Annotated in this window: 16 protein-coding genes; 6 read left to right on the top strand and 10 right to left on the bottom strand. The window is 57.9% G+C overall.

The annotated features are described in order from the left end of the window. Positions 1 to 90 precede the first annotated feature (90 nt). The 8 genes from AABC73_RS15930 to AABC73_RS15895 form a co-directional block, all read right to left on the bottom strand. The gene (locus AABC73_RS15930; protein WP_341520014.1) at positions 91 to 1,029 is read right to left on the bottom strand and encodes a carbohydrate kinase; all 939 of its coding nucleotides are present in this window, start codon (positions 1,027 to 1,029) and stop codon (positions 91 to 93) included. Between the two features lie 32 nt (positions 1,030 to 1,061). Continuing rightward, positions 1,062 to 2,543 carry a xylulokinase gene (xylB, locus tag AABC73_RS15925; protein WP_341520013.1) on the bottom strand — a complete coding sequence of 494 codons (1,482 nt, stop codon included), beginning with the start codon at positions 2,541 to 2,543 and terminating at the stop codon, positions 1,062 to 1,064. Between the two features lie 7 nt (positions 2,544 to 2,550). After that, a complete protein-coding gene (locus AABC73_RS15920) occupies positions 2,551 to 4,035 on the bottom strand; it encodes a mannitol dehydrogenase family protein (RefSeq protein ID WP_341520012.1) in 1,485 nt (494 codons plus the stop codon). 18 nt (positions 4,036 to 4,053) lie between these two features. Next, positions 4,054 to 5,157, bottom strand: a complete 1,104-nt coding sequence (gene ugpC, locus AABC73_RS15915) for a sn-glycerol-3-phosphate ABC transporter ATP-binding protein UgpC (protein WP_341520011.1) — start codon at positions 5,155 to 5,157, stop codon at positions 4,054 to 4,056. Between the two features lie 36 nt (positions 5,158 to 5,193). After that, positions 5,194 to 6,027: a carbohydrate ABC transporter permease gene (locus AABC73_RS15910; RefSeq protein ID WP_020293819.1), complete on the bottom strand. Its 834-nt coding sequence runs from the start codon at positions 6,025 to 6,027 to the stop codon at positions 5,194 to 5,196. Between the two features lie 10 nt (positions 6,028 to 6,037). Continuing rightward, entirely contained in the window at positions 6,038 to 6,946 is a 909-nt protein-coding gene (locus tag AABC73_RS15905; protein WP_341524253.1) for a sugar ABC transporter permease, read from the bottom strand. Positions 6,947 to 7,049: 103 nt separating this feature from the next. Beyond that, on the bottom strand, positions 7,050 to 8,360 hold the full coding sequence (locus tag AABC73_RS15900) for a sugar ABC transporter substrate-binding protein (RefSeq protein WP_341520010.1): 1,311 nt from the start codon (positions 8,358 to 8,360) through the stop codon (positions 7,050 to 7,052). 240 nt (positions 8,361 to 8,600) lie between these two features. Continuing rightward, positions 8,601 to 9,506 (bottom strand): AraC family transcriptional regulator, encoded by a 906-nt coding sequence (locus AABC73_RS15895; protein ID WP_331152679.1) that lies wholly within the window; start codon positions 9,504 to 9,506, stop codon positions 8,601 to 8,603. Between the two features lie 88 nt (positions 9,507 to 9,594). Between AABC73_RS15895 and cobF the strand changes: the two genes are divergently transcribed. Then, complete coding sequence (gene cobF, locus AABC73_RS15890; protein ID WP_341520009.1) at positions 9,595 to 10,362, top strand: precorrin-6A synthase (deacetylating); 768 nt, start codon at positions 9,595 to 9,597, stop codon at positions 10,360 to 10,362. A 389-nt stretch (positions 10,363 to 10,751) separates the two neighbouring features. On the opposite strand, the gene AABC73_RS15885 is transcribed toward cobF, so the two are convergent. Both AABC73_RS15885 and AABC73_RS15880 read right to left on the bottom strand, forming a co-directional pair. After that, positions 10,752 to 12,077 carry a glycosyltransferase gene (locus tag AABC73_RS15885; protein WP_341520008.1) on the bottom strand — a complete coding sequence of 442 codons (1,326 nt, stop codon included), beginning with the start codon at positions 12,075 to 12,077 and terminating at the stop codon, positions 10,752 to 10,754. Next, a complete protein-coding gene (locus AABC73_RS15880) occupies positions 12,064 to 12,423 on the bottom strand; it encodes a response regulator (protein ID WP_341520007.1) in 360 nt (119 codons plus the stop codon). Before AABC73_RS15880 ends, AABC73_RS15885 begins: the two co-directional genes overlap by 14 nt. A 267-nt stretch (positions 12,424 to 12,690) precedes the next feature. Between AABC73_RS15880 and AABC73_RS15875 the strand changes: the two genes are divergently transcribed. The 5 genes from AABC73_RS15875 to AABC73_RS15855 all read left to right on the top strand — a co-directional run bounded on the left by AABC73_RS15875 (position 12,691) and on the right by AABC73_RS15855 (position 19,353). After that, positions 12,691 to 16,218 carry a response regulator gene (locus tag AABC73_RS15875; RefSeq protein ID WP_341520006.1) on the top strand — a complete coding sequence of 1,176 codons (3,528 nt, stop codon included), beginning with the start codon at positions 12,691 to 12,693 and terminating at the stop codon, positions 16,216 to 16,218. Positions 16,219 to 16,266: 48 nt separating this feature from the next. After that, positions 16,267 to 17,088, top strand: a complete 822-nt coding sequence (locus AABC73_RS15870; RefSeq protein WP_341520005.1) for a protein-glutamate O-methyltransferase CheR — start codon at positions 16,267 to 16,269, stop codon at positions 17,086 to 17,088. Continuing rightward, the gene (locus tag AABC73_RS15865) at positions 17,085 to 17,702 is read left to right on the top strand and encodes a chemotaxis protein CheB (protein ID WP_341520004.1); all 618 of its coding nucleotides are present in this window, start codon (positions 17,085 to 17,087) and stop codon (positions 17,700 to 17,702) included. The genes AABC73_RS15870 and AABC73_RS15865 overlap by 4 nt, the downstream gene beginning before the upstream one ends. Then, positions 17,696 to 18,877 carry a hybrid sensor histidine kinase/response regulator gene (locus AABC73_RS15860; protein WP_341520003.1) on the top strand — a complete coding sequence of 394 codons (1,182 nt, stop codon included), beginning with the start codon at positions 17,696 to 17,698 and terminating at the stop codon, positions 18,875 to 18,877. Before AABC73_RS15865 ends, AABC73_RS15860 begins: the two co-directional genes overlap by 7 nt. Before the next feature lie 98 nt (positions 18,878 to 18,975). Next, on the top strand, positions 18,976 to 19,353 hold the full coding sequence (locus tag AABC73_RS15855; RefSeq protein ID WP_065835568.1) for a response regulator: 378 nt from the start codon (positions 18,976 to 18,978) through the stop codon (positions 19,351 to 19,353). The last annotated feature ends 20 nt before the right edge of the window (positions 19,354 to 19,373 follow it).

The following is a 19,373-nucleotide window of genomic DNA, read 5'->3' as shown; positions in this document are numbered from 1 at the left end:
GCTTGCCCGCGAAGAACGATAACGCGGTGGGTCTGGCCCACCGTGTCGCCTGATTCGCGGGCAAGCCTCGCTCCAACGGCTCCTGTGCTGCTAACCCAACTGCTGCCGATACGGCAAATCCGGGCCGACCTTGGTGCAGGTCAGTGCTGCGGCTTTTACTGCGAATCTGAGCATTTCCTCCAGCGTTTCCCGAGATAGCAAAGGCAAGCTGGCCGGGCTGTCGAGTTGGCGTTCGGTGAGGAAGGTAATCAGTGCTGCCTGAAAGGTATCGCCCGCGCCAACGGTGTCGGCAGTAATCACCGTCTCTGCCGGAATTGACCAGCTGCCGTGCTGGCGGGTGAAAATGCTCGCGCCCTGAGTGCCGCGTGTCAGCACGACCAGTTGGCAGCGTTTGCCGAGCCAGCTCTGCGCGATATCTTCAGGACTGCGGCCCGGATAGAGCAGCGCCAAGTCTTCATCACTGACCTTGATAATGTGTGCATGCTCGGCAAAGGCGCTGATCTGCTCGCGCCAGCGGGTGATGTCCGGGGCCGGGTTGAGGCGTACGTTAGGGTCCAGTGTAATCAAGCGCCGGTCACTTTCGCGTGCCACCAGCGCCAGCAGGGTGTCGGCTATCGGCTGCACCACCAGGGAAAACGAACCCACGTGGATGCCGCGCACTTCGTCGTTCAATTCCGGCAAATCACCGAGTCGTAATTGTCGGTCCGCGCAGCCTTCGCCGCGAAAACTGTAGTGGGGCGAGCCGTCGGCACCCACGGCAACCATGGCCAGCGTCGTGGGCGCGTCGAAATCCACCAGATAGTCCGCTCGCACGCCTTCTTCATCCAGTACGGTGCGCAAGCGCCGGCCGAGATAGTCCGTTGACAGGCCGGCAAAGAAACCGGAGTCCACGCCCAGCCTGCGCAAGCCGACGGCGACGTTGAAGGGCGAACCTCCGGCAATCGCCTGGAAGCCCAGTGTGTTGCTCTTGCCAGCGCTGCCTGGCTGGCTGAAAAAATCGAACAGCGCTTCGCCACAAACCAGATACATAGGTGCTCCCTGAAAATAGTGCGCCAGCGCCGTCAACCGACCTGCAGCTGGCTGCGATAGTGCTCATAGACGCGTTGATACGCTGCGACGTTTTGCGCTTGTGGCCGGGTTTCACTGGCCGAATCCAGGCTGACGCAACGCCTACACAATTGCTCGAGGGTTTGCTCCCGGTCAGTCGCCTGGGAAAAACACCACGCGGCCTGAATCGCAGCCCCGAGTGCCGCGGCCTCGCTGTGTTCGGTGCAGATGACCGGAGTGTTCATGATGTCCGCGACGATCTGCCGCCATACCGCGCTTTTCGCGCCGCCGCCGATCAGGCGAATGTTTTCACTGCGAATCCCGTTGGCGCGCAACAGGTCCAGACCGTAGCGCAAGCCGAAGGTGGTGCCTTCGACCACCGCGCGACTGAGATTGGCCCGAGTCAGGTTGGTGCTGTCCAGACCCAGGATGCTGCCGGTGGCGTGGGGCAGGGCGGGCACGCGCTCGCCATTGAGGAACGGCAGCATCAGCACCCCTTCGGCGCCGATCGGTGCCTGGCTGACCGCCTCGTTGAAGGCGGCGATATCCAGCCCCAACAGTTCACGAATGGCGCTGCTGGCATTGGTCAGGTTCATGGTGCAAATCAACGGCAGCCAGCCACCCGATGACGAGCAGAAGGTCGCGACTGAAGGCTGTTCGCTGACCTGCGGCTGATCGGCAAAAGCGTAGACCGTGCCGGACGAGCCGAGGCTCATGGTAATCGCCCCCGGTTGAATGTTGCCGGTACCGATTGCACCCATCATGTTGTCACCGCCGCCGCTGGAAACCAGGGCCGAGGGATTCAGTTCCAGCAACTGTGCGATGTGCGGCAAGATCTGCCCGACCGGTTGCTGCGCTTCCAGCAACTCGGGCAGTGCCCGGCACAAGCGGCCACTGGGATCGATGTGCTCCAGCAGCGGCAGATCCCAGTCCCGGGTCCGCACATTGAAATAGCCGGTCCCCGATGCGTCGCCGTATTCGCTGCAGCAACGGCCGGTCAGCCAGTAGTTGAGATAGTCATGGGGCAACAGGATCTTGTCGATCTGTGCAAATACGCCGGGATGTTGCTCCAGAGTCCACAAGAGTTTGGACACCGTATAACCCGGCGCAATGGCGACTCCCAGCCGTGCCAAGGAACCGCTTTCGCCGCCCAGATAGTCCAGCAGTCGGTCGTTTTCCGGGGCGGTTTCGGTGTCGCACCAGAGTTTGGCCGGGCGTAGCACCTGGCCCTGGCTGTCGAGCAACACCAAGCCATGTTGCTGGCCGGAAACGCCGATCCCCTGAATCTCGGCGCCGGAAATGCCTGCCTGAAGCAGCGCTTCCCGGGTGGCTTGCTCGAAAGCGCCGAGCCATTGTTGCACGTCCTGTTCGCGGCGGCCGTTGGCGCCACTGATCATGCTGTGGGCAGCAGAACCCTGGCCCAACACCTTGCCGCTGGCGGCGTCGAGCACAATGGCCTTGGTGCCTTGGGTGCCGCAATCGATTCCGAGAAACATGGGCGCCTCAGACGGTTTTGGCCAGCAGGTTTTCCAGGGTCTTGCTGACCCCCAGTTCCTTCAGGCTGTTGAGATTGTGTTCAAAGGCGGCGACGAACTCGGCGGACTGCGGGATGGCAATGCCGAAGATTTCTTCGACGTCCAGCAAGCGCTGAGTGATCAAGACATCATCGGCCACCAGCGCCTTGCAGAACGCGGCACGCGGATCGACAACGGTATAAGGCACGCCGTTTTCACCTTCGCTGCGTTGCAGGTACACCGCCCAGGCTGCGACAACCAGTGACGCCCGCTCGAGATTGCCTTGATCGAGAATCAGACGATTGATGGTCGGTACGATGAACTTGGGAAATTTTGACGAGCCGTCCGAGCAAACCCGCTCCAGCTGGTCGGCAATCGCCTGGTTGGAAAAGCGCTCGATCAGGGTGTCCTTGTAGCCTTTCAGATCGATTCCGGGCACCGATGCCAGCTGTGGCGTGACATCCAGGTCCATATAAGTGCGGATGTACTGCACGAACAGCGGGTCGTTCATGGTTTCGTGGACGAAGCGATAGCCTTTGAGCGCGCCCAGATACGTCAGCGCCAGATGGCTGCCGTTAAGCAGCTTGATCTTCATTTCTTCGTAAGGGGTCACGTCATCGGTGAACTGTACGCCGACCTTTTCCCAGGCCGGACGCCCGTCCACGAACTTGTCTTCCAGCACCCATTGCACGAAGGGTTCGCAGACCACCGGCCAGGCGTCGTCGATGCCTTTGTCGTCCGCCAACTGCAAGCGATGCGCTGAACTGGTCATCGGTGTGATGCGGTCGACCATGGCGTTGGGGAAACTCACCTGTTCGGCGATCCAGTCGTGCAGATCCGCATCGCGCAGCGCGGCAAATGCCAGCAGCGCCTTGCGCGCAACCGCGCCGTTGTGCGGCAGGTTATCGCAAGACATCACGGTGAAGGCGGGCGTACCGGTGGCGCGGCGCTTGCTCAAGGCCGCGCAGAGCAGGCCGAATACGGTTTTCGGTTGGTCCGGGTTGCCGAGGTCGTACTGAATCTGCGGCAAATGGGCCATGAACTCGCCATTGCTGTCGTCGATGCAATAGCCGCCTTCGGTGATGGTCAGCGAGACGATGCGGATCTGCGGGCTGGCCAGTTTGTCGATCAAGGCTTGAATGCCGTCTTCGGCCAGCAACATGCCGCTGATGGCGCCGATCACGCGGGTTTCGGTGTCCGGGGTATCGCCCAGTTCGTACAGCGTGTAGAGAAAATCCTGTTCGACCAGCGCGTCATGCACGGCGCGATCTTCCGGGCGCAGGCCAATGCCGCAGATGCTCCAGTCATGAGCTTCGCCGGTGTTCATCAAGGCATCGGTATAAAACGCCTGATGCGCCCGATGGAAGCCGCCGACGCCGATATGGGCGATGCCCTGCCGTGTCGCAGTCGGAGAGTAGGCCGGGAGGGCAATGCTTTCTCCCAATTGGGACAGATTCTGCTTGTTCAGTTTCATGGTGGCGATCTCTAAGACTTAGGCGGCAACCTGCAAGGCTTTGGCAATGACCAGGCCTTGGGCGTCGAATAAATGACAGTGCGCGCTATCCAGATGCAGATTGAGCGTCTCGCCATACTGGCTGGCCAGGTCGCCACGAATACGCATGGTCAGCATCTCACCGGCGTGAGTGCGCACATGGCAATAGGTGTCGCTGCCCAGCCGTTCGCTGACGTCGGCGATGACCTGCAACTGGCAATCGCCTTCCTTGGCGAGATTCAGATGCTCCGGTCGGATGCCCAACGTCACCGGATTGCCCACGCTCATGTGTGCGTTGGTGAACGGCAGGCTGATGCGTGTGCCGGCGTCCAGTTCAACTTCGCAGCCATCCGCTTCGACACGGCTGACCTTGCCTTTGAGAAAACCCATCTTCGGCGTGCCGAGAAAACCGGCAACAAACAGATTCGCCGGGTGGTGATACAGCTCCAGCGGCGAGCCAACCTGCTCGACCTTGCCGCCGTTGAGCACCACAACTTTGTCGGCCAGGGTCATGGCTTCCACCTGATCGTGGGTTACATAGATCATCGTCGCTTGCAGCTCTTTATGCAGCCGTGACAATTCCAGGCGGGTTTGCACCCGCAAGGCCGCGTCGAGATTGGACAGAGGTTCATCAAACAGAAAGATTTTCGGGTTACGCACGATGGCGCGGCCGATGGCGACACGCTGACGCTGACCACCGGAAAGCTGCTTGGGTTTGCGCTCCAGCAGCGGGCCGAGCTCGAGAATGCGCGCGGCTTCGTCGACTTTGCGTTTGATCTCGGCCTTGTCGCCACCTGCCAGATCCAGAGCAAACGACAGGTTCTTGCCCACGGTCATGTGCGGATACAAGGCGTAGGTCTGAAACACCATGGCCAGGTCACGCTTGGCCGGGGTCACCTGGGTGATATCTCGCCCATCCAGTTCGATGGTCCCGGAAGTGACGTCTTCCAGACCGGCGATCAAGCGCAGCAGGGTGGATTTGCCGCAGCCAGACGGACCGACGAAGACGACGAACTCACGGTCATTCACGTCCAGGTCGATGCCCTTGATGATCTGGTGGCCGTCGAAGCCTTTTTGCAGATTTCTGATAGTGAGATTAGCCATAGCGGTTTCACTCTTATTCTTGAAAGGGGTACAGGTCTATTTCACTGCGCCGAAGGACAAGCCACGCACCAGTTGTTTCTGGCTGATCCAGCCGAAGATCAGGATTGGCGCACAGGCCAGGGTCGACACCGCCGAAAGCTTGGCCCAGAACAACCCTTCGGGGCTGGAGTAGGAAGCGATCAAGGCGGTCAAGGGCGCGGCGTTCGATGAAGTCAGGTTCAACGACCAGAACGCCTCGTTCCAGCACAGGATCAACGACAGCAGTGCCGTCGAGGCCAGACCGCCTTTGCAGATCGGGATCAGTACCTTGAAGATTTCCTGACGGGTGCTGGCGCCGTCCAGCCTTGACGCTTCGAGGATCTCGCCGGGAATGTCCTTGAAATAGGTGTAAATCATCCAGACCACAATCGGCAGGTTGATCAGGGTGTAGATCACGATCAACGCGATACGCGAGTCCAGCAGGCCAAAGGTCTTGGCCAGCAGGTAGATCGGCATCAGCACGCCCACCGGTGGCAGCATTTTGGTGGAGAGCATCCACAACAGCGTGCTCTTGGTGCGCTTGGTTTCAAAGAACGCCATGGAGTAGGCGGCGGGAATTGCGATCAGCATGCACAACGCCGTGGCACTGAAGGAAATCAGCACCGAGTTCCAGGCAAAGTGGAAGTAGTCACTGCGTTCCTGGATGTGCAGGTAGTTTTCCAGGGTTGGCATGAAAATGAACTGCGGCGGCGTGGCGAAGGCGTCGATCTCGGTCTTGAAGCTGGTCAGTACCATCCAGAAGATCGGAAAGAAAATCAGCGCCGCAATGGCCCAGCACAGCGTGCCGAGCAGAACGCTTTGCAGGCGGCGGGATTGTTTGAGCGTCATCATGGCAGGGCCCTCATGACTTGTCGGTGAGGTTTTTGCCGATCATCCGAATCAGGATGATCGCGGCAATATTGGCAATGACCACGGCAATCAGCCCGCCAGCCGACGCCATGCCCACGTCGAATTGCAGCAGCGCCTGGTTGTAGATCAGGTACGCCAGGTTGGTCGAGGCGAAACCGGGGCCGCCATTGGTGGTGGTGAAGATTTCCGCGAACACCGAAAGCAGGAAGATCGTCTCGATCATCACCACCACGGCAATGGGTCGGGCCAGGTGCGGCAGCGTCAGGTGCCAGAAAATCGCGATGGGGCCGGCACCGTCCAGGCGCGCGGCTTCTTTCTGTTCCTGATCCAGCGATTGCATGGCGGTCATCAGGATCAGGATGGCGAACGGCAGCCATTGCCAGGACACGATGATGATGATCGACAGCAAGGGGAAATGCGCGAGCCAGTCGATGGGCTGGGCGCCAAAGAACTTCCAGACCGAGGCGAGAATCCCGGACACCGGATGGAAAATCAGGTTCTTCCAGATCAGCGCGCTGACCGTGGGCATGATGAAAAACGGCGAAATCAACAAAACACGCACAATGCCCCGGCCGAAAAACTCGCTGGCCTCCAGCAACGCCGAGATCAGCACGCCGAGAATCACGCTGATCGCCAGCACGCTGCCCACCAGCAGCAGGGTGTTGGTGGCGCCCGGTATAAAGCCGCTGTCGGTGACGAAATATTCGAAGTTTTCCAGACCGACGAATTGGTTCTCGCCGGGGTTGAGCAGGTTATAGCGAATCAGGGAAAAGTAGATGGTCATGCCCAGCGGCACTATCATCCAAACCAGCAGTAACAGCACTGAAGGGCTGACCAGAAACCAGCCGGGTTTGGTCAGATGGCCTTTTTTGGCCTGCGGTTGGTCGCTGGACGATTCCATGCGCGGACTGGCGGCTGAGGTATTCATGATGGCTCCGAACCTGGGTGCAAAAGTGAGCAGAGTATCGAGGGACAAGCGTCCCCCGACCGATAGTCAGTGACGACTATTTCTTCGGATAACCCGCTCGCTTCATGTCCCGCTCAGTAGAGGTCTGGGCTGCGGCGAGAGCCGCGTCAACTGAGGTCGTGCCCACCAGCGCAGCAGAGAATTGCTGGCCGACTGAAGTCCCGATTGCCTGGAATTCAGGAATGGTCACCAATTGAATGCCCACATAAGGCACGGGCTTGAGCGTTGGTGTCTTCGGCGTTACTGCTTTGAGGGATTCCAGGGTAATTTTCGCGAATGGCGCGGCTTTCATGTACGCGTCGCTGTAAGTTGAAGCCCGGGTGCCAGGTGGTACGTTGGACACGCCATCCTTGTCAGCGACCAGCGTGGCGTATTCCTTGGAAGTGGCCCAGCTGCTGAACGTCTTGGCATCGGCCTGGTTTTTCGCGCTGGTAGGGATCGCCAGTGCCCAGGAGTACAACCAGGCTGAGCCTTTGTCGGTGACTTCATGAGGGGCGTAGGTGAAACCGACGTTATCGGCAACCTTGCTTTGGGTTTTATCGGTGACAAAAGAACCAGCGACGCTGGCGTCCACCCAGATTGCACATTTGCCGCTGTTGAATAGCGCGAGGTTTTCATTGAAACCGTTGCTGGATGCGCCGGGCGGGCCGGACTTCTTCATGGTATTGACATAGAAACTCAGCGCGTTCTTCCATTCCGGCTGATCGAACTGTGGCTTCCACTGCTCATCGAACCAACGCCCGCCAAAAGAGTTGGCGACGGTGCTGATCAGCGCCATGTTCTCGCCCCAGCCCGCCTTGCCCCGCAGGCAGATGCCGTATTGCTCTTTGGATTTGTCGGTCAGTTTTTCGGCGAACTCGGCAATCTGCGTCCAGGTCGGCCGCTCCGGCATGGTCAGCCCGGCAGCCTTGAACAGGTCAGTGCGGTAGTAAGTCATGGAGCTTTCGGCGTAGAACGGCAGGGCGAACAGCTTGCCATCGACCGACAGACCATCGCGCACGGAAGGGAACACGTCATCCAGCGCATAGCTGGCGGGCAGGTCCTTCATCTCTTGCAGCCAGCCTTTGGCACCCCAGAGCGAGGCTTCGTACATGCCAATGGTCAGCACGTCGAACTGGCCGCCTTTGGTGGCGATGTCGGTGGTCAGGCGTTGACGCAACACGTTCTCTTCGAGCACGACCCAATTGAGCTTGATATCAGGATGCTGTTCTTCGAAGGTCTTGGACAGCCGCTGCATGCGGATCATGTCGCTGTTGTTGACGGTTGCGATGGTTACGGTGCCGGCGCTGACCAAGCCGCTGAGCGTCAGGCAGGTGCTTGCAAGTAGCAGTTTCGCTGAGGTCTTCATCGATCACTCCTCTTCTTCGCCCAGAGAGCTGCAGAAGGTCGGTTATTGTTTTTGTCTCTTCCGGAGGCAAGGAAGATGTGTACTGATTACAACGGGACGCAGGCGCAATGACAAATCCTGCGCCGCACTGCAACTGATACTATTTTGCACTCGCTGAGCGGAACGAAAGCTTTCCCCACCACGCTGCAACAGCCAATAGCGCTGTTTGAGCGTAGACGATGAGGATCGGTGAGGGGTGAATCAGTACAGGTTCTGCTCGGTCAGGCGCTGAACGGCCAGACGGCGATAATGTGAAGGCGTCATGCCTTTGAGCTGCTGAAAGCGTCGGTTGAAGTTGGAAATATTGTTGAAACCGGACTCGAAACACACATCAGTGACCGGTTTGTCGCCGTCGGCGAGCAGTTCGCAGGATTTGCTGATCCGCAGGCGATTGACGAACTCGACGAAACAACGCCCGGTGGCCTGCTTGAAGACCCGAGAGAAGTAAGCCGGCTTCATCCCCAGATAATCGGCGACTTCCTCCAGAGGCAATTCCCGTGCGTAATGGGCAAAAATATAGTCAACGGCGCGGTTGGTGCGATCGATGCTGTGCTCGTCGGCCATTTGCGCGCAGGTGCTGCCGGACAGCAGCTGGTAATCGTCGCTGGCCGCCAGTAACTCCAGCAGGATAAAAAAGTGTCCGAGACGGCTGATACCCTTGGCGTCGGCGATTTTCTGCATCAGCTTCATGGCCTGGCGAATGGTGCGCCGGCAACGGAATTCAATGCCCGACTGCGCGCGCTCCAGCAGGGGCGCCAGAGTTTTGAGTTCGGCGAAGACCTGGTTGCCGCTCTCGAACAACTCGTCGGTAAAATTCACCAGCATGTCGCGCTTGGGGATGACTTGATCTTCCTCAATCTGACTGATCCAGTTGTGTGGCAGATTTGGGCCGGTCAGGAACAGGCTTTCGGGGTAAAAATTGCCGATGTAATCACCGACGAAGACTTTTCCCGAACTGGCGACGATCAGATGCAGCTCATACTCTTTATGAAAGTGCCAGCGCACCAACGGACACGGGAAACCGTGTTCGCGATAGATAATCGACAACCCGTTGTGATCGTCCATCAGTTCGTAGGAAGGATCGGTGACTCTTGTTGTTTTTGTCATGCGGCGGCCGTTCAAAGAGTTGCCCAGTGACTAATGTGCCTTCGCCAGCGGCGCTAGGCAATGTCTGTACATTTGCGGGATGCATGCAATGAAAACTGTCCTTCTGATCGGTATCGGCGCGGGCCATCCCGAACACATCACTGTTCAGGCAATCAACGCGCTGAATCGTGCCAAGGTGTTTTTCATTCTGGATAAAGGTTACGCCGATGATGACCTGCTCCGGCTGAGAAAAGAGATCTGCCAGCGCTATATCACCGATCCCGATTACCGGATTGTTGTCGTCCAGGACCCGCAACGTGAAGCCGACCCCCGGTCTTATGAGGCGGGGGTCGAGCGCTGGCACGAGCAGCGCGCGGTGTTGTTCGAGCAGCTGATAGACGATGAACTCCAGGCTGATGAAATCGGTGGGTTCCTGGTGTGGGGCGATCCGTCGATTTACGACAGCACCCTGCGCATCCTTGAGCGAGTGCTGAGCCGTGGGGTGATCGAATTCGATTACGCGGTCATTCCGGGAATATCCAGTGTTCAGGTCCTGGCGGCGCAACATCGCGTTGCGCTGAACCGGATCGGCGAGCCTATCCGCATCACCACCGGCCGACGCCTGGCAGCGGAGCAGGGCGCGAGCGTGGACAACGTGCTGGTGATGCTCGACGCCCACTGCGCCTTCGAACGATTCGTCGGCCAGGGTCTGCATATTTATTGGGGAGCGTATCTGGGCACAGCCGACGAGATTCTGATTGCCGGCGAGCTGGATGATGTCTGCGAACGCATCAAGGACGTCAGGCAGACGGCGCGTCAGGACAAGGGCTGGATCATGGATACGTATCTGCTGCGTCGAATGGAGTCCGTGAGTTAGATAAACCGCTTCGCGAGCAAGCTCGCTCCCACAGGGTAGATAGTTGTGGGAGATTCTATGTTTGGGGGCAACCCCCAGATGCCGCCGATGTGGTGTCTGCACCGACGCCTTCCCGGATAAATCCGGTCCCACGCAGACTGTGTGAAAACGTCACGAGCGAAGACAAGACAAGGCAAAAACAGGCGAAAAAGCGGAGTCTAGGTGTTCTAAATGAGCATTTTTCGCCTGTTTTTAACGCAGTATTGTCGAGCGCAGTAGTTTTCACACAGTCTGCACGGGCATTAAGGCGTTCCGTTGGAGCGAGGCTTGCCCGCGAAGAACGATAACGCGGTGCATCTGGTCCACCGAGGCGCCCGCTTCGCGAGCAAGCTCGCTCCAACAGATGCTATTTACGGCAGACGATTCTTTGCTTCAATCCACTGCGCCATGTACTTGGTGCTTTTGTGGTGATGGTGACGCAGCATAGCGCCGGTAAAGTTCGCGCTTCGGTGTTCTTGCAGGGTTTGCCGCAGCTCGGTGATGCGCTCGATCAGGCTCGCGCAATGTTGTCGATGCTGATACCGAGCTTCAAGCAGCGCCCAGCCGGCCTGCTGCGCTTCTTGCCATAAACTTCGGTGTTGATATAGGCGAATGGCCGCTTCGGCAATCGCAGCGGCGCTGCTGGCGATGGTGCCCGGCCAGGGCCTTTCGCCGTGCATGGCTTCGGCGCCGATAGGTGTTGTGACCGTAGGTGTTCCGCACAGCATGGCATCGACGATCTTGCCCTTGATGCCCGCGCCGAAACGCAAAGGTGCCAGACAGACACGCGCTCTCGACATGACCTGCAAGGCGTCTTCTGCCCAGTTCATGATGTGAAAACCCTGAGCCGGGTTGTGCAGTGCCGTGGCCTTGGGCGGCGTGTAGGCGCCGTAGATGTGCAGCTGCGCCTTGGGCAATTGCTGGCGAATCAACGGCCAAACGGCGTTCTTCAGCCACAACACCGCGTCCCAGTTGGGGGCGTGGCGGAAGTTGCCAATGCTGAGGAAATTCGCCCGCTCCTCGAACGAAGGCGGCGCAGTGCCAAGCCCATCGACCATCAGCGGACACCAATGCAGCAGCGCCGCAGGCATGCCGAACCGGGCCGTGAGCAGCTGGATTTCCGCGTCCGAGGTCATCAGGCTCAGGTCGCAGCGATAGAGCGCCGCCACTTCACGTTGCGCCAGATCACCGGTGGCCATTGCGGAATAAACCGTGGCCTCTGATGACTCAAAATAATCAGTTAAATCATCAGGCTGAGAGCTGTTTTCAAGAAACTGCTTGAGCTGTAAGTGACGGGTATTTCGCAAGCTTTGCAGGTCCGAAGTTTCCAGAACCCGCAGGGCGTCGGGACAATGCTTCTCGACTCGCCAGCCAAATTGCTCTTCGATCATGAACTGGTCGAAGAGGACGATATCCGGAGCCAATTCGCCAACAAATGCATCGAAGCTGCTGTTATTGAGCTCGATGTGCACTCGCGCAATGCCCAGTGCCGCCAGATCCGCTACGTGCTCGCCTTCTGTTGCCGGGCTGGCGAAGGTAATTTGCCAGCCCTGTTCGAGAAAGCACTGGATCAACTGCATCATGTGGCCGCTGGCAGCCGAAGAACGTGGCTCCGGCCAGACGTAGCCGATAATCAGGACGCGGACAGGTTCGGCGTTGTGAGCAGCGATCGATTGACGGGTATCAGGCTTGTTCAAGGATGCTTTTAACCTTGTCGCGCAGTTGGTCGATGGAAAATGGTTTGCCGATGGAGTGCATGCCGGTCGGCACGTCGATGTCCTCCGAATAGCCGCTGGCGAATAACACCGGCAGCGTGGGCCTTAGGTTACGGGCCTTGGCAGCCAGTTCTTTACCGGAAATGTCAGGCAAGCCCAGATCGGTCATCAGCAGGTCGATGGTCTGATCGTTATCTTCGAGAAACTTCAGCGCCTGTTCTCCGTCTGCGGCCTCCAGCACGCTGTATTCCAGCTCCTCAAGAACGTCGAGGATCAGCATGCGCACGATGTTGTCGTCTTCGACGACGAGAATGGTGCTGGCAGACATGATGGGTTTCCTTGAAAAAAAGACGGTAGTCGATGGCGGTGTAGCGTCGCCCTTCATGAGTAAGTAAAACGCCTCTGGAAGTTCCCGTTAGCGATTAAAAACCTCCATTTGAAGGGCGTCACCCGTCTAATGGTGACATCCATTGGCTATCTGGTGAAAAATCGTTGCAAAAGTTCTGAAATTTCAACCCGATGTATCAGAAATGAGAGTCTTTTACTAAAGATTGCGGCAAACTCCAACGTTTTGATATATCGCCTGGGACTTCTCATGATCCATCCGTCTACCGTCGATGAGCAACGTTTCCGTAAACTGCTGAGCCGCAACGTCAGTCTGCCTCTGGGCGTCGGCGTGATCAGCGCGGTTTTCTTTATCGGTCTGATCACCTACCTGCTGTCCGTGATTCAGTGGGTCGAACATACCGACCGGGTGATCAACAACACCAACCGCGCGCTCAAGCTGTCCATCGACATGGAAACCGGTATGCGCGGGTATCTGCTGACGGGGGATGAGCATTTCCTGGACCCTTACGAAATCGCCAACCCCGGGGTTACCGCCGAGCTCAAGGGTCTGGAAGCGCTGGTCGCCGATAACCCGCCTCAGGTCGACCGTCTCAAGCGTCTGACCGCGCTGCAGGATGAGTGGAACAGATACGCGCTGGAAATGATCTCGCTTCGGCGGCAGAACGGCGACTATTCGGCGGCTGTCCAGGCCGGACGCGGTAAACGCCTGACCGATGAAATTCGCAACGAATACGAGCAGTTTGTTGCGACCGAGCAGCAGCTGCGCCTGGCGCGCAACGATAACGTCACGCGAACCACGGTTTTTTCTACGGCGCTGTATCTGATATTCGTCTTGAGCGTCAGTGGCCTGTTGGCGTTTGTTGGCCGCAGGGACATGGTCGCCTTGTCCACCAGCTACGCCAACAACCTCAAGCTTCAGGAAGCCAACGCCGAGCGCCTGCAGAAAATCGCCTGGCTGCGTAACGGCCAGAGTGAGCTGGCCGAACAAGTGCTGGGGCAGTTGACCTTGGGCATGCTTGGCTCCAACGTATTGCAGTTTTTTGCACAGTACCTGGGCGCTGCGGTTTCGGCGGTCTATGTCAGTCAGGACCACGGCGGCCTCAAACGCGTGGCGAGCTATGGGTTTTCCCGGGAACAGGAAAACCAGGAACATTCGATCTACAGCGGTGAAGGCATCGTCGGCCAAGCCGCCCTTCATAAGCGGATCATCAAGCTTGAAGACGTACCGGTTGACTACTTCAAGGTCACGTCCGGGTTGGGCGAGGGCTCGCCGCGCAGTGTGGTCGTGATCCCCACCAGCAACGACAATCACGTCAATGGCGTTATCGAACTGGGTTTCCTGCGTCCGTTGACCGACCAGGACGTCGAGTTCATGGAGCTGATCGCCGACAACGTCGGCACCTCCATTGAAGCTGCGCGCTATCGCCAGCGTCTTCAGGAGGTCCTGGCGGAAACCCAACAGCTCAACGAAGAGCTGCAAGTGCAGCAGGAAGAATTGCGCACCGCCAACGAAGAGCTTGAAGAGCAGTCGCGAATTCTCAAGGAATCCCAGGCGCATCTGGAAACCCAGCAGGCCGAGCTCGAGCAGACCAACGAGCAGCTGGCCGAGCAAGGCCAGGCGTTGTCGGATCAGCGCGACGCCCTGGACCGCAACAACGAAGAGTTGCACATCGCCCAGATCGAACTCGAAGCCCGTGCCGATGAACTGCAGCGCTCCAGCAAATACAAGTCCGAATTCCTCGCCAACATGTCCCATGAGTTGCGCACGCCGCTCAACAGCTCGCTGATCCTGGCCAAGTTGCTGGCCGAGAATCCGACGGAAAACCTAACGGCCGAGCAGGTCAAGTTTGCCGAGTCGATCTATTCGGCGGGCAACGATCTGCTCAACCTGATCAATGACATTCTGGATATTTCCAAAGTCGAGGCCGGCAAGCTCGACATGCGTCCGGAAAACAGCAGCGTGGCGCGTCTGGTTGAAGGCCTGCGCTCGATGTTCGAGCCACTGGCCAACGACAAGAAACTGGACTTCCATGTCGAGTTGCAGGCGGGCGCGCCGACGCTGTTGTACACCGACCGCCAGCGTCTGGAGCAGATTCTGAAAAACCTGCTTTCCAATGCCATCAAGTTCACTGAAACCGGCATGGTCAGCATGATCGTGTCCCGGCAGCCCGGCGCAGGCATTGTCTTTACTGTGCGTGATTCAGGGATCGGCATCGCCGAAGAGCAACAGCAGAGCATCTTCGAGGCGTTCCGTCAGGCCGACGGTACGACCAATCGCCGTTACGGCGGCACCGGTCTCGGACTGTCGATTTCCCGGGATCTGGCTGCGTTGCTTGGCGGCTCGATCAGCGTGACCAGCGCGCCAGGGCAGGGCAGCATTTTCACCCTGGTCCTGCCGGAACAGTACGTTGAGCAGGTTCAGCTGGAGTATGGCCAGGAACCCGTTGCGGTCGTGGCCGCACCGCTGCCCGTGGCTCATGTTGCGCGTGTGTCATCGTTCTCGCCTGCTCCGGTTGCGCCGATTGCCGCAGCAACGATGACCCAACCGGTTGCCAGCTTCGCCGATGACCGCGACAAGGGGCCGTTCACCAAGCGCTGCATCCTGGTTATCGAAGACGAAGTGGCGTTCGCGCAGATTCTGTTCGATCTGGCCCATGAGTTGGGCTACCACTGCCTGGTCGCCCACGCAGCCGACGACGGCTTCAATCTGGCCGCGCAATTTGTACCGGACGCGATTTTGCTGGACATGCGCCTGCCGGATCACTCAGGCCTGACTGTCTTGCAGCGCCTCAAGGAACTGGCCTCGACCCGACATATTCCGGTCCATGTTATTTCTGTAGAGGATCGCCAGGAAGCAGCGATGCACATGGGCGCAGTAGGCTACGCCGTCAAGCCAACCACCCGCGAAGAACTCAAGGATGTCTTTGCCAAGCTCGAAGCCAAGCTGACCCAGAAGGTCAAACGCATCCTGTTGGTCGAAGACGACGCCTTGCAGCGTGACAGCATCGCGCGCCTGATCGGCGATGATGATATTGAAATCACTGCGGTGGGTTTTGCCCAGGATGCCCTCGATCTGCTGCGCGACAATGTCTACGACTGCATGATCATCGACCTCAAGCTGCCGGACATGCTCGGGAATGACCTGCTCAAACGCATGTCCACCGAAGAGATCTGCGCCTTCCCGCCGGTGATCGTCTACACCGGGCGCAACCTGACCCGCGATGAAGAAGCCGAGCTGATGAAGTATTCGCGCTCGATCATCATCAAGGGCGCGCGTTCGCCGGAGCGCCTGCTCGATGAAGTGACGCTGTTTCTGCACAAGGTCGAATCGCAGCTGTCCAACGAGCGGCAAAAAATGCTCAAGACCGCGCGCAGCCGCGACAAAGTGTTTGAAGGCCGCAAGATTCTTGTGGTCGATGACGATGTACGCAACATCTTCGCCCTGACCAGCGCGCTGGAACACAAGGGCGCGGTCGTCGAGATCGCCAGGAATGGTATCGAGGCGATCAGCAAGCTCAATGAAGTCGAAGATATCGATCTGGTCCTGATGGACGTGATGATGCCGGAGATGGATGGCTATGAAGCGACTACCGAGATCCGCAAGGATCCTCGCTGGCGCAAGCTGCCAATTATCGCGGTGACTGCCAAAGCCATGAAGGACGATCAGGAACGCTGCCTGCAGTCGGGTTCCAATGATTATCTGGCCAAGCCTATCGACCTGGATCGCCTGTTTTCACTGATCCGCGTCTGGTTGCCGAAAATGGAACGTATTTGAGTTCTCGCGGCCAAATTTGAGCTTTCGTCTTCATCACCGGATTGAGCTATGCATCAAGATCGAAATACCGAGATAGAGTTACGCCTGCTGATCGAGGCGATTTATCTCAAATACAGCTATGACTTTCGCGATTATTCCGGCGCGTCGGTCAAGCGACGGGTCAACCATGCGTTGCGTCAGTTCGACTGCTCGACCATTTCTGCCTTACAGGAGCGGGTGTTGCACGATCCGGCGGCATTCATGCAGCTGCTGCAGTTTCTTACCATTCCGGTCAGCGAGATGTTTCGCGACCCAGGGCATTTTCTGGCGATTCGTCAGGAAGTTGTGCCGTTGCTCAGAACCTATCCGTCGATCAAAATCTGGATCGCCGGTTGCAGCACGGGGGAGGAGGTCTATTCGATGGCCATTCTGCTGCGTGAAGAAGGTCTGCTGGACCGCACGATCATCTACGCCACCGACATCAACCCCAGATCCCTGGAAAAAGCAAAGCAGGGCATTTTTTCCCTGGAGAATGTTCGCGCCTACAACCAGAACTATCTGAAGGCGGGCGGCCAGCGGGAGTTTTCCGATTACTACACCGGTGCCTATGAATACGCCATTTTCGACAAGACCCTGCGTGAGAACGTGACGTTTGCCGATCACAGCCTTGCCACCGACAGCGTATTCTCAGAAACTCAATTGATTTCGTGCCGCAATGTGTTGATTTACTTCAATAAAAAACTTCAGGACCGAGCGTTCGGGTTGTTCCACGAGTCGCTTTGTCATCGCGGCTTTCTGGTATTGGGCAGCAAGGAAACCCTGGATTTTTCTGGTTACAGCAAGAGTTTCGAGGCTTTGGTGAAACAGGAACGGATCTACCGCAAGTCATGAAGACAACTTTCAGCAGCGGCGAATTGACTGAACAAGTGCTACCCGTGGTCGACGCGATTGTCGTGGGCGCGTCGGCGGGCGGTGTTGAAGCCTTGTTGAAGATTTTCAGCGCGATCAAACCCGGCTTTCGCTTGCCGATCCTCACGGTATTACATGTGTCTGAAGAGCGCCGCAGCCAGCTGGCTCAGGTGTTCCAGGCGCGTCTGCCGATTCCGGTCAAGGAAGCTGACGACAAGGAAAGTATCGTGCCCGGCACGTTGTATTTCGCGCCACCGGGTTATCACTTGTCGGTGGAAACTGATCTGAGTCTTTCCCTGAGCCAGGAAGACCGGGTGTTTCATTCGCGACCCAGTATCGACATTCTGTTCAGTTCGGCCGGCGACGCCTTCGGCCCCCGGCTGGCAGGCATATTGCTGACGGGAGCCAATAACGATGGTGCCGCAAGTCTGGCGTATATCAAGCAGGGAGGGGGGATGACCGTGGTACAGGATCCGAATCAGGCTCAGGCGCGCACCATGCCCGAAGCGGCGCTCGCTTTGCACAGCCCTGACTATCTGCTGCCTTTGCAGGACATCGGCCAACTATTGATCGAGCTGGAAAGAATCGCATGTTGAGTCATATCGAGGCCAAACTGCTGATCGTCGATGACCTGCCGGAAAACCTGCTGGCCCTCGAAGCGCTGATCAAGCGCGAGGATCGTGCGGTGTTCAAGGCGTTGTCGGCGGATGAAGCGCTGTCTTTGCTGCTGCAACACGAATTCGCCATGGCGATTCTTGACGTGCAGATGCCGGGGATGAATGGTTTTGAACTGGCAGAGCTGATGCGCAGTACCGAACGTACCAAGAGCATTCCCATCGTGTTCGTCAGTGCAGCCGGTCGCGAGCTCAACTACGCGTTCAAGGGCTACGAAAGCGGCGCGGTGGATTTCCTGCACAAACCCCTTGATATCCACGCGGTCAAAAGCAAGGTCAACGTGTTTGTCGATCTGTATCGCCAGCGCAAGGCCATGAAGGAACAGGTCGAGGAGCTTGAACAAAGCCGCCAGGAACAGGAGGCGTTGCTCAAGCAGTTGCAGGTCACGCAGAACGAGCTCGAACACGCGGTGCGCATGCGCGATGACTTCATGTCGATCGTCTCCCACGAAGTGCGAACGCCGCTGAACGGGCTGATCCTGGAAACCCAGCTGCGCAAATTGCACCTGGCCAAGGACAATCTGGCCGCGTTCACGCTGGAGAAACTGCGGGCGATGGTCGATCGTGACGAACGGCAGATTCAAAGCCTGATTCGCCTGATCGAAGACATGCTTGACGTGTCCCGCATCCGCACCGGCAAGTTGTCGATCCGTACCAGCCCATTCGATCTGGTGGAACTGGTCAGCAATCTGCTGGAAAGCTTCTCCGCGCAAACTTCTGCGGCCGGGTCGACCATTAGCTTTACCGCTGACGATCCGGTGATCGGCGTCTGGGACGAGTTTCGCATCGAACAAGTGGTCGCAAACCTGCTGACCAATGCCTTGCGCTACGGCGCGCGCAAGCCGATCCGCGTTTGCGTGTACAGCGAAGATGGCCAGGCGCGGGTTGATGTGCGCGACGAAGGTATCGGTATCAGCCCGGAAAACCAGAAGCGCATCTTCCAGCAATTCGAACGGGTTTCCGCCAGTCATGCCGTGCATGGACTGGGGCTTGGTTTGTTCATCTCTGATCAAATCGTCGCGGCCCATGGCGGGACGATCACCGTCGAGAGCGAGGAAGGTCAAGGCGCGCTGTTCCGCGTATGCCTGCCGCTTTAAGCGGATCGAGGCGCCGGGCAGATTAATCCGATATTCGCGCAACCTACAGGACGCTGCACGGTCGTAATGGCAGCTATTTATAGATCGAAGGCAATCCAATGAGCTCTGATGCAGAAAATGTCGTACTCATCGTCGAAGACGAACCGCTGATTTTAATGCTGCTCGCCGATTATCTGTCAGGTGAGGGCTATCGCGTGTTGCAGGCGGAAAATGGCGAGCAAGCTTTTGAAATACTGGCAACCAAGCCTCACCTCGATTTGATGATTACCGATTATCGGCTGCCTGGCGGTATTTCCGGGGTGATGATTGCCGAGCCCGCAGTCAAACTGCGACCCGAACTGAAGGTTATTTTTATCAGTGGTTATCCAGCGGAAATAATCGATTCAGGCAGCCCGATTGCTTTCAAGGCCCCGATCCTCGCCAAGCCGTTCACCATGGACAGTCTGCATTCCCAGATTCAAAGCCTGCTTTCGTGAACACCTGTCACCTGTGTCGC

Source organism: Pseudomonas sp. G.S.17, assembly GCF_038096165.1.
Taxonomy (GTDB): Bacteria; Pseudomonadota; Gammaproteobacteria; order Pseudomonadales; family Pseudomonadaceae; genus Aquipseudomonas.
The sequence above is the reverse complement of the archived record's forward strand: the minus strand, read 5'-3'. Positions and strand labels throughout refer to the sequence as shown.

What these genes read in the sequence shown, in the direction of transcription:
- AABC73_RS15930 (WP_341520014.1), bottom strand. Translation starts at nt 1,029, where the DNA reads ATGTATCTGGTTTGTGGCGAAGCGCTGTTCGATTTTTTCAGCCAGCCA.
- xylB (WP_341520013.1), bottom strand. Translation starts at nt 2,543, where the DNA reads ATGTTTCTCGGAATCGATTGCGGCACCCAAGGCACCAAGGCCATTGTG.
- AABC73_RS15920 (WP_341520012.1), bottom strand. Translation starts at nt 4,035, where the DNA reads ATGAAACTGAACAAGCAGAATCTGTCCCAATTGGGAGAAAGCATTGCC.
- ugpC (WP_341520011.1), bottom strand. Translation starts at nt 5,157, where the DNA reads ATGGCTAATCTCACTATCAGAAATCTGCAAAAAGGCTTCGACGGCCAC.
- AABC73_RS15910 (WP_020293819.1), bottom strand. Translation starts at nt 6,027, where the DNA reads ATGATGACGCTCAAACAATCCCGCCGCCTGCAAAGCGTTCTGCTCGGC.
- AABC73_RS15905 (WP_341524253.1), bottom strand. Translation starts at nt 6,946, where the DNA reads ATGGAATCGTCCAGCGACCAACCGCAGGCCAAAAAAGGCCATCTGACC.
- AABC73_RS15900 (WP_341520010.1), bottom strand. Translation starts at nt 8,360, where the DNA reads ATGAAGACCTCAGCGAAACTGCTACTTGCAAGCACCTGCCTGACGCTC.
- AABC73_RS15895 (WP_331152679.1), bottom strand. Translation starts at nt 9,506, where the DNA reads ATGACAAAAACAACAAGAGTCACCGATCCTTCCTACGAACTGATGGAC.
- cobF (WP_341520009.1), top strand. Translation starts at nt 9,595, where the DNA reads ATGAAAACTGTCCTTCTGATCGGTATCGGCGCGGGCCATCCCGAACAC.
- AABC73_RS15880 (WP_341520007.1), bottom strand. Translation starts at nt 12,423, where the DNA reads ATGTCTGCCAGCACCATTCTCGTCGTCGAAGACGACAACATCGTGCGC.
- AABC73_RS15875 (WP_341520006.1), top strand. Translation starts at nt 12,691, where the DNA reads ATGATCCATCCGTCTACCGTCGATGAGCAACGTTTCCGTAAACTGCTG.
- AABC73_RS15870 (WP_341520005.1), top strand. Translation starts at nt 16,267, where the DNA reads ATGCATCAAGATCGAAATACCGAGATAGAGTTACGCCTGCTGATCGAG.
- AABC73_RS15865 (WP_341520004.1), top strand. Translation starts at nt 17,085, where the DNA reads ATGAAGACAACTTTCAGCAGCGGCGAATTGACTGAACAAGTGCTACCC.
- AABC73_RS15860 (WP_341520003.1), top strand. Translation starts at nt 17,696, where the DNA reads ATGTTGAGTCATATCGAGGCCAAACTGCTGATCGTCGATGACCTGCCG.
- AABC73_RS15855 (WP_065835568.1), top strand. Translation starts at nt 18,976, where the DNA reads ATGAGCTCTGATGCAGAAAATGTCGTACTCATCGTCGAAGACGAACCG.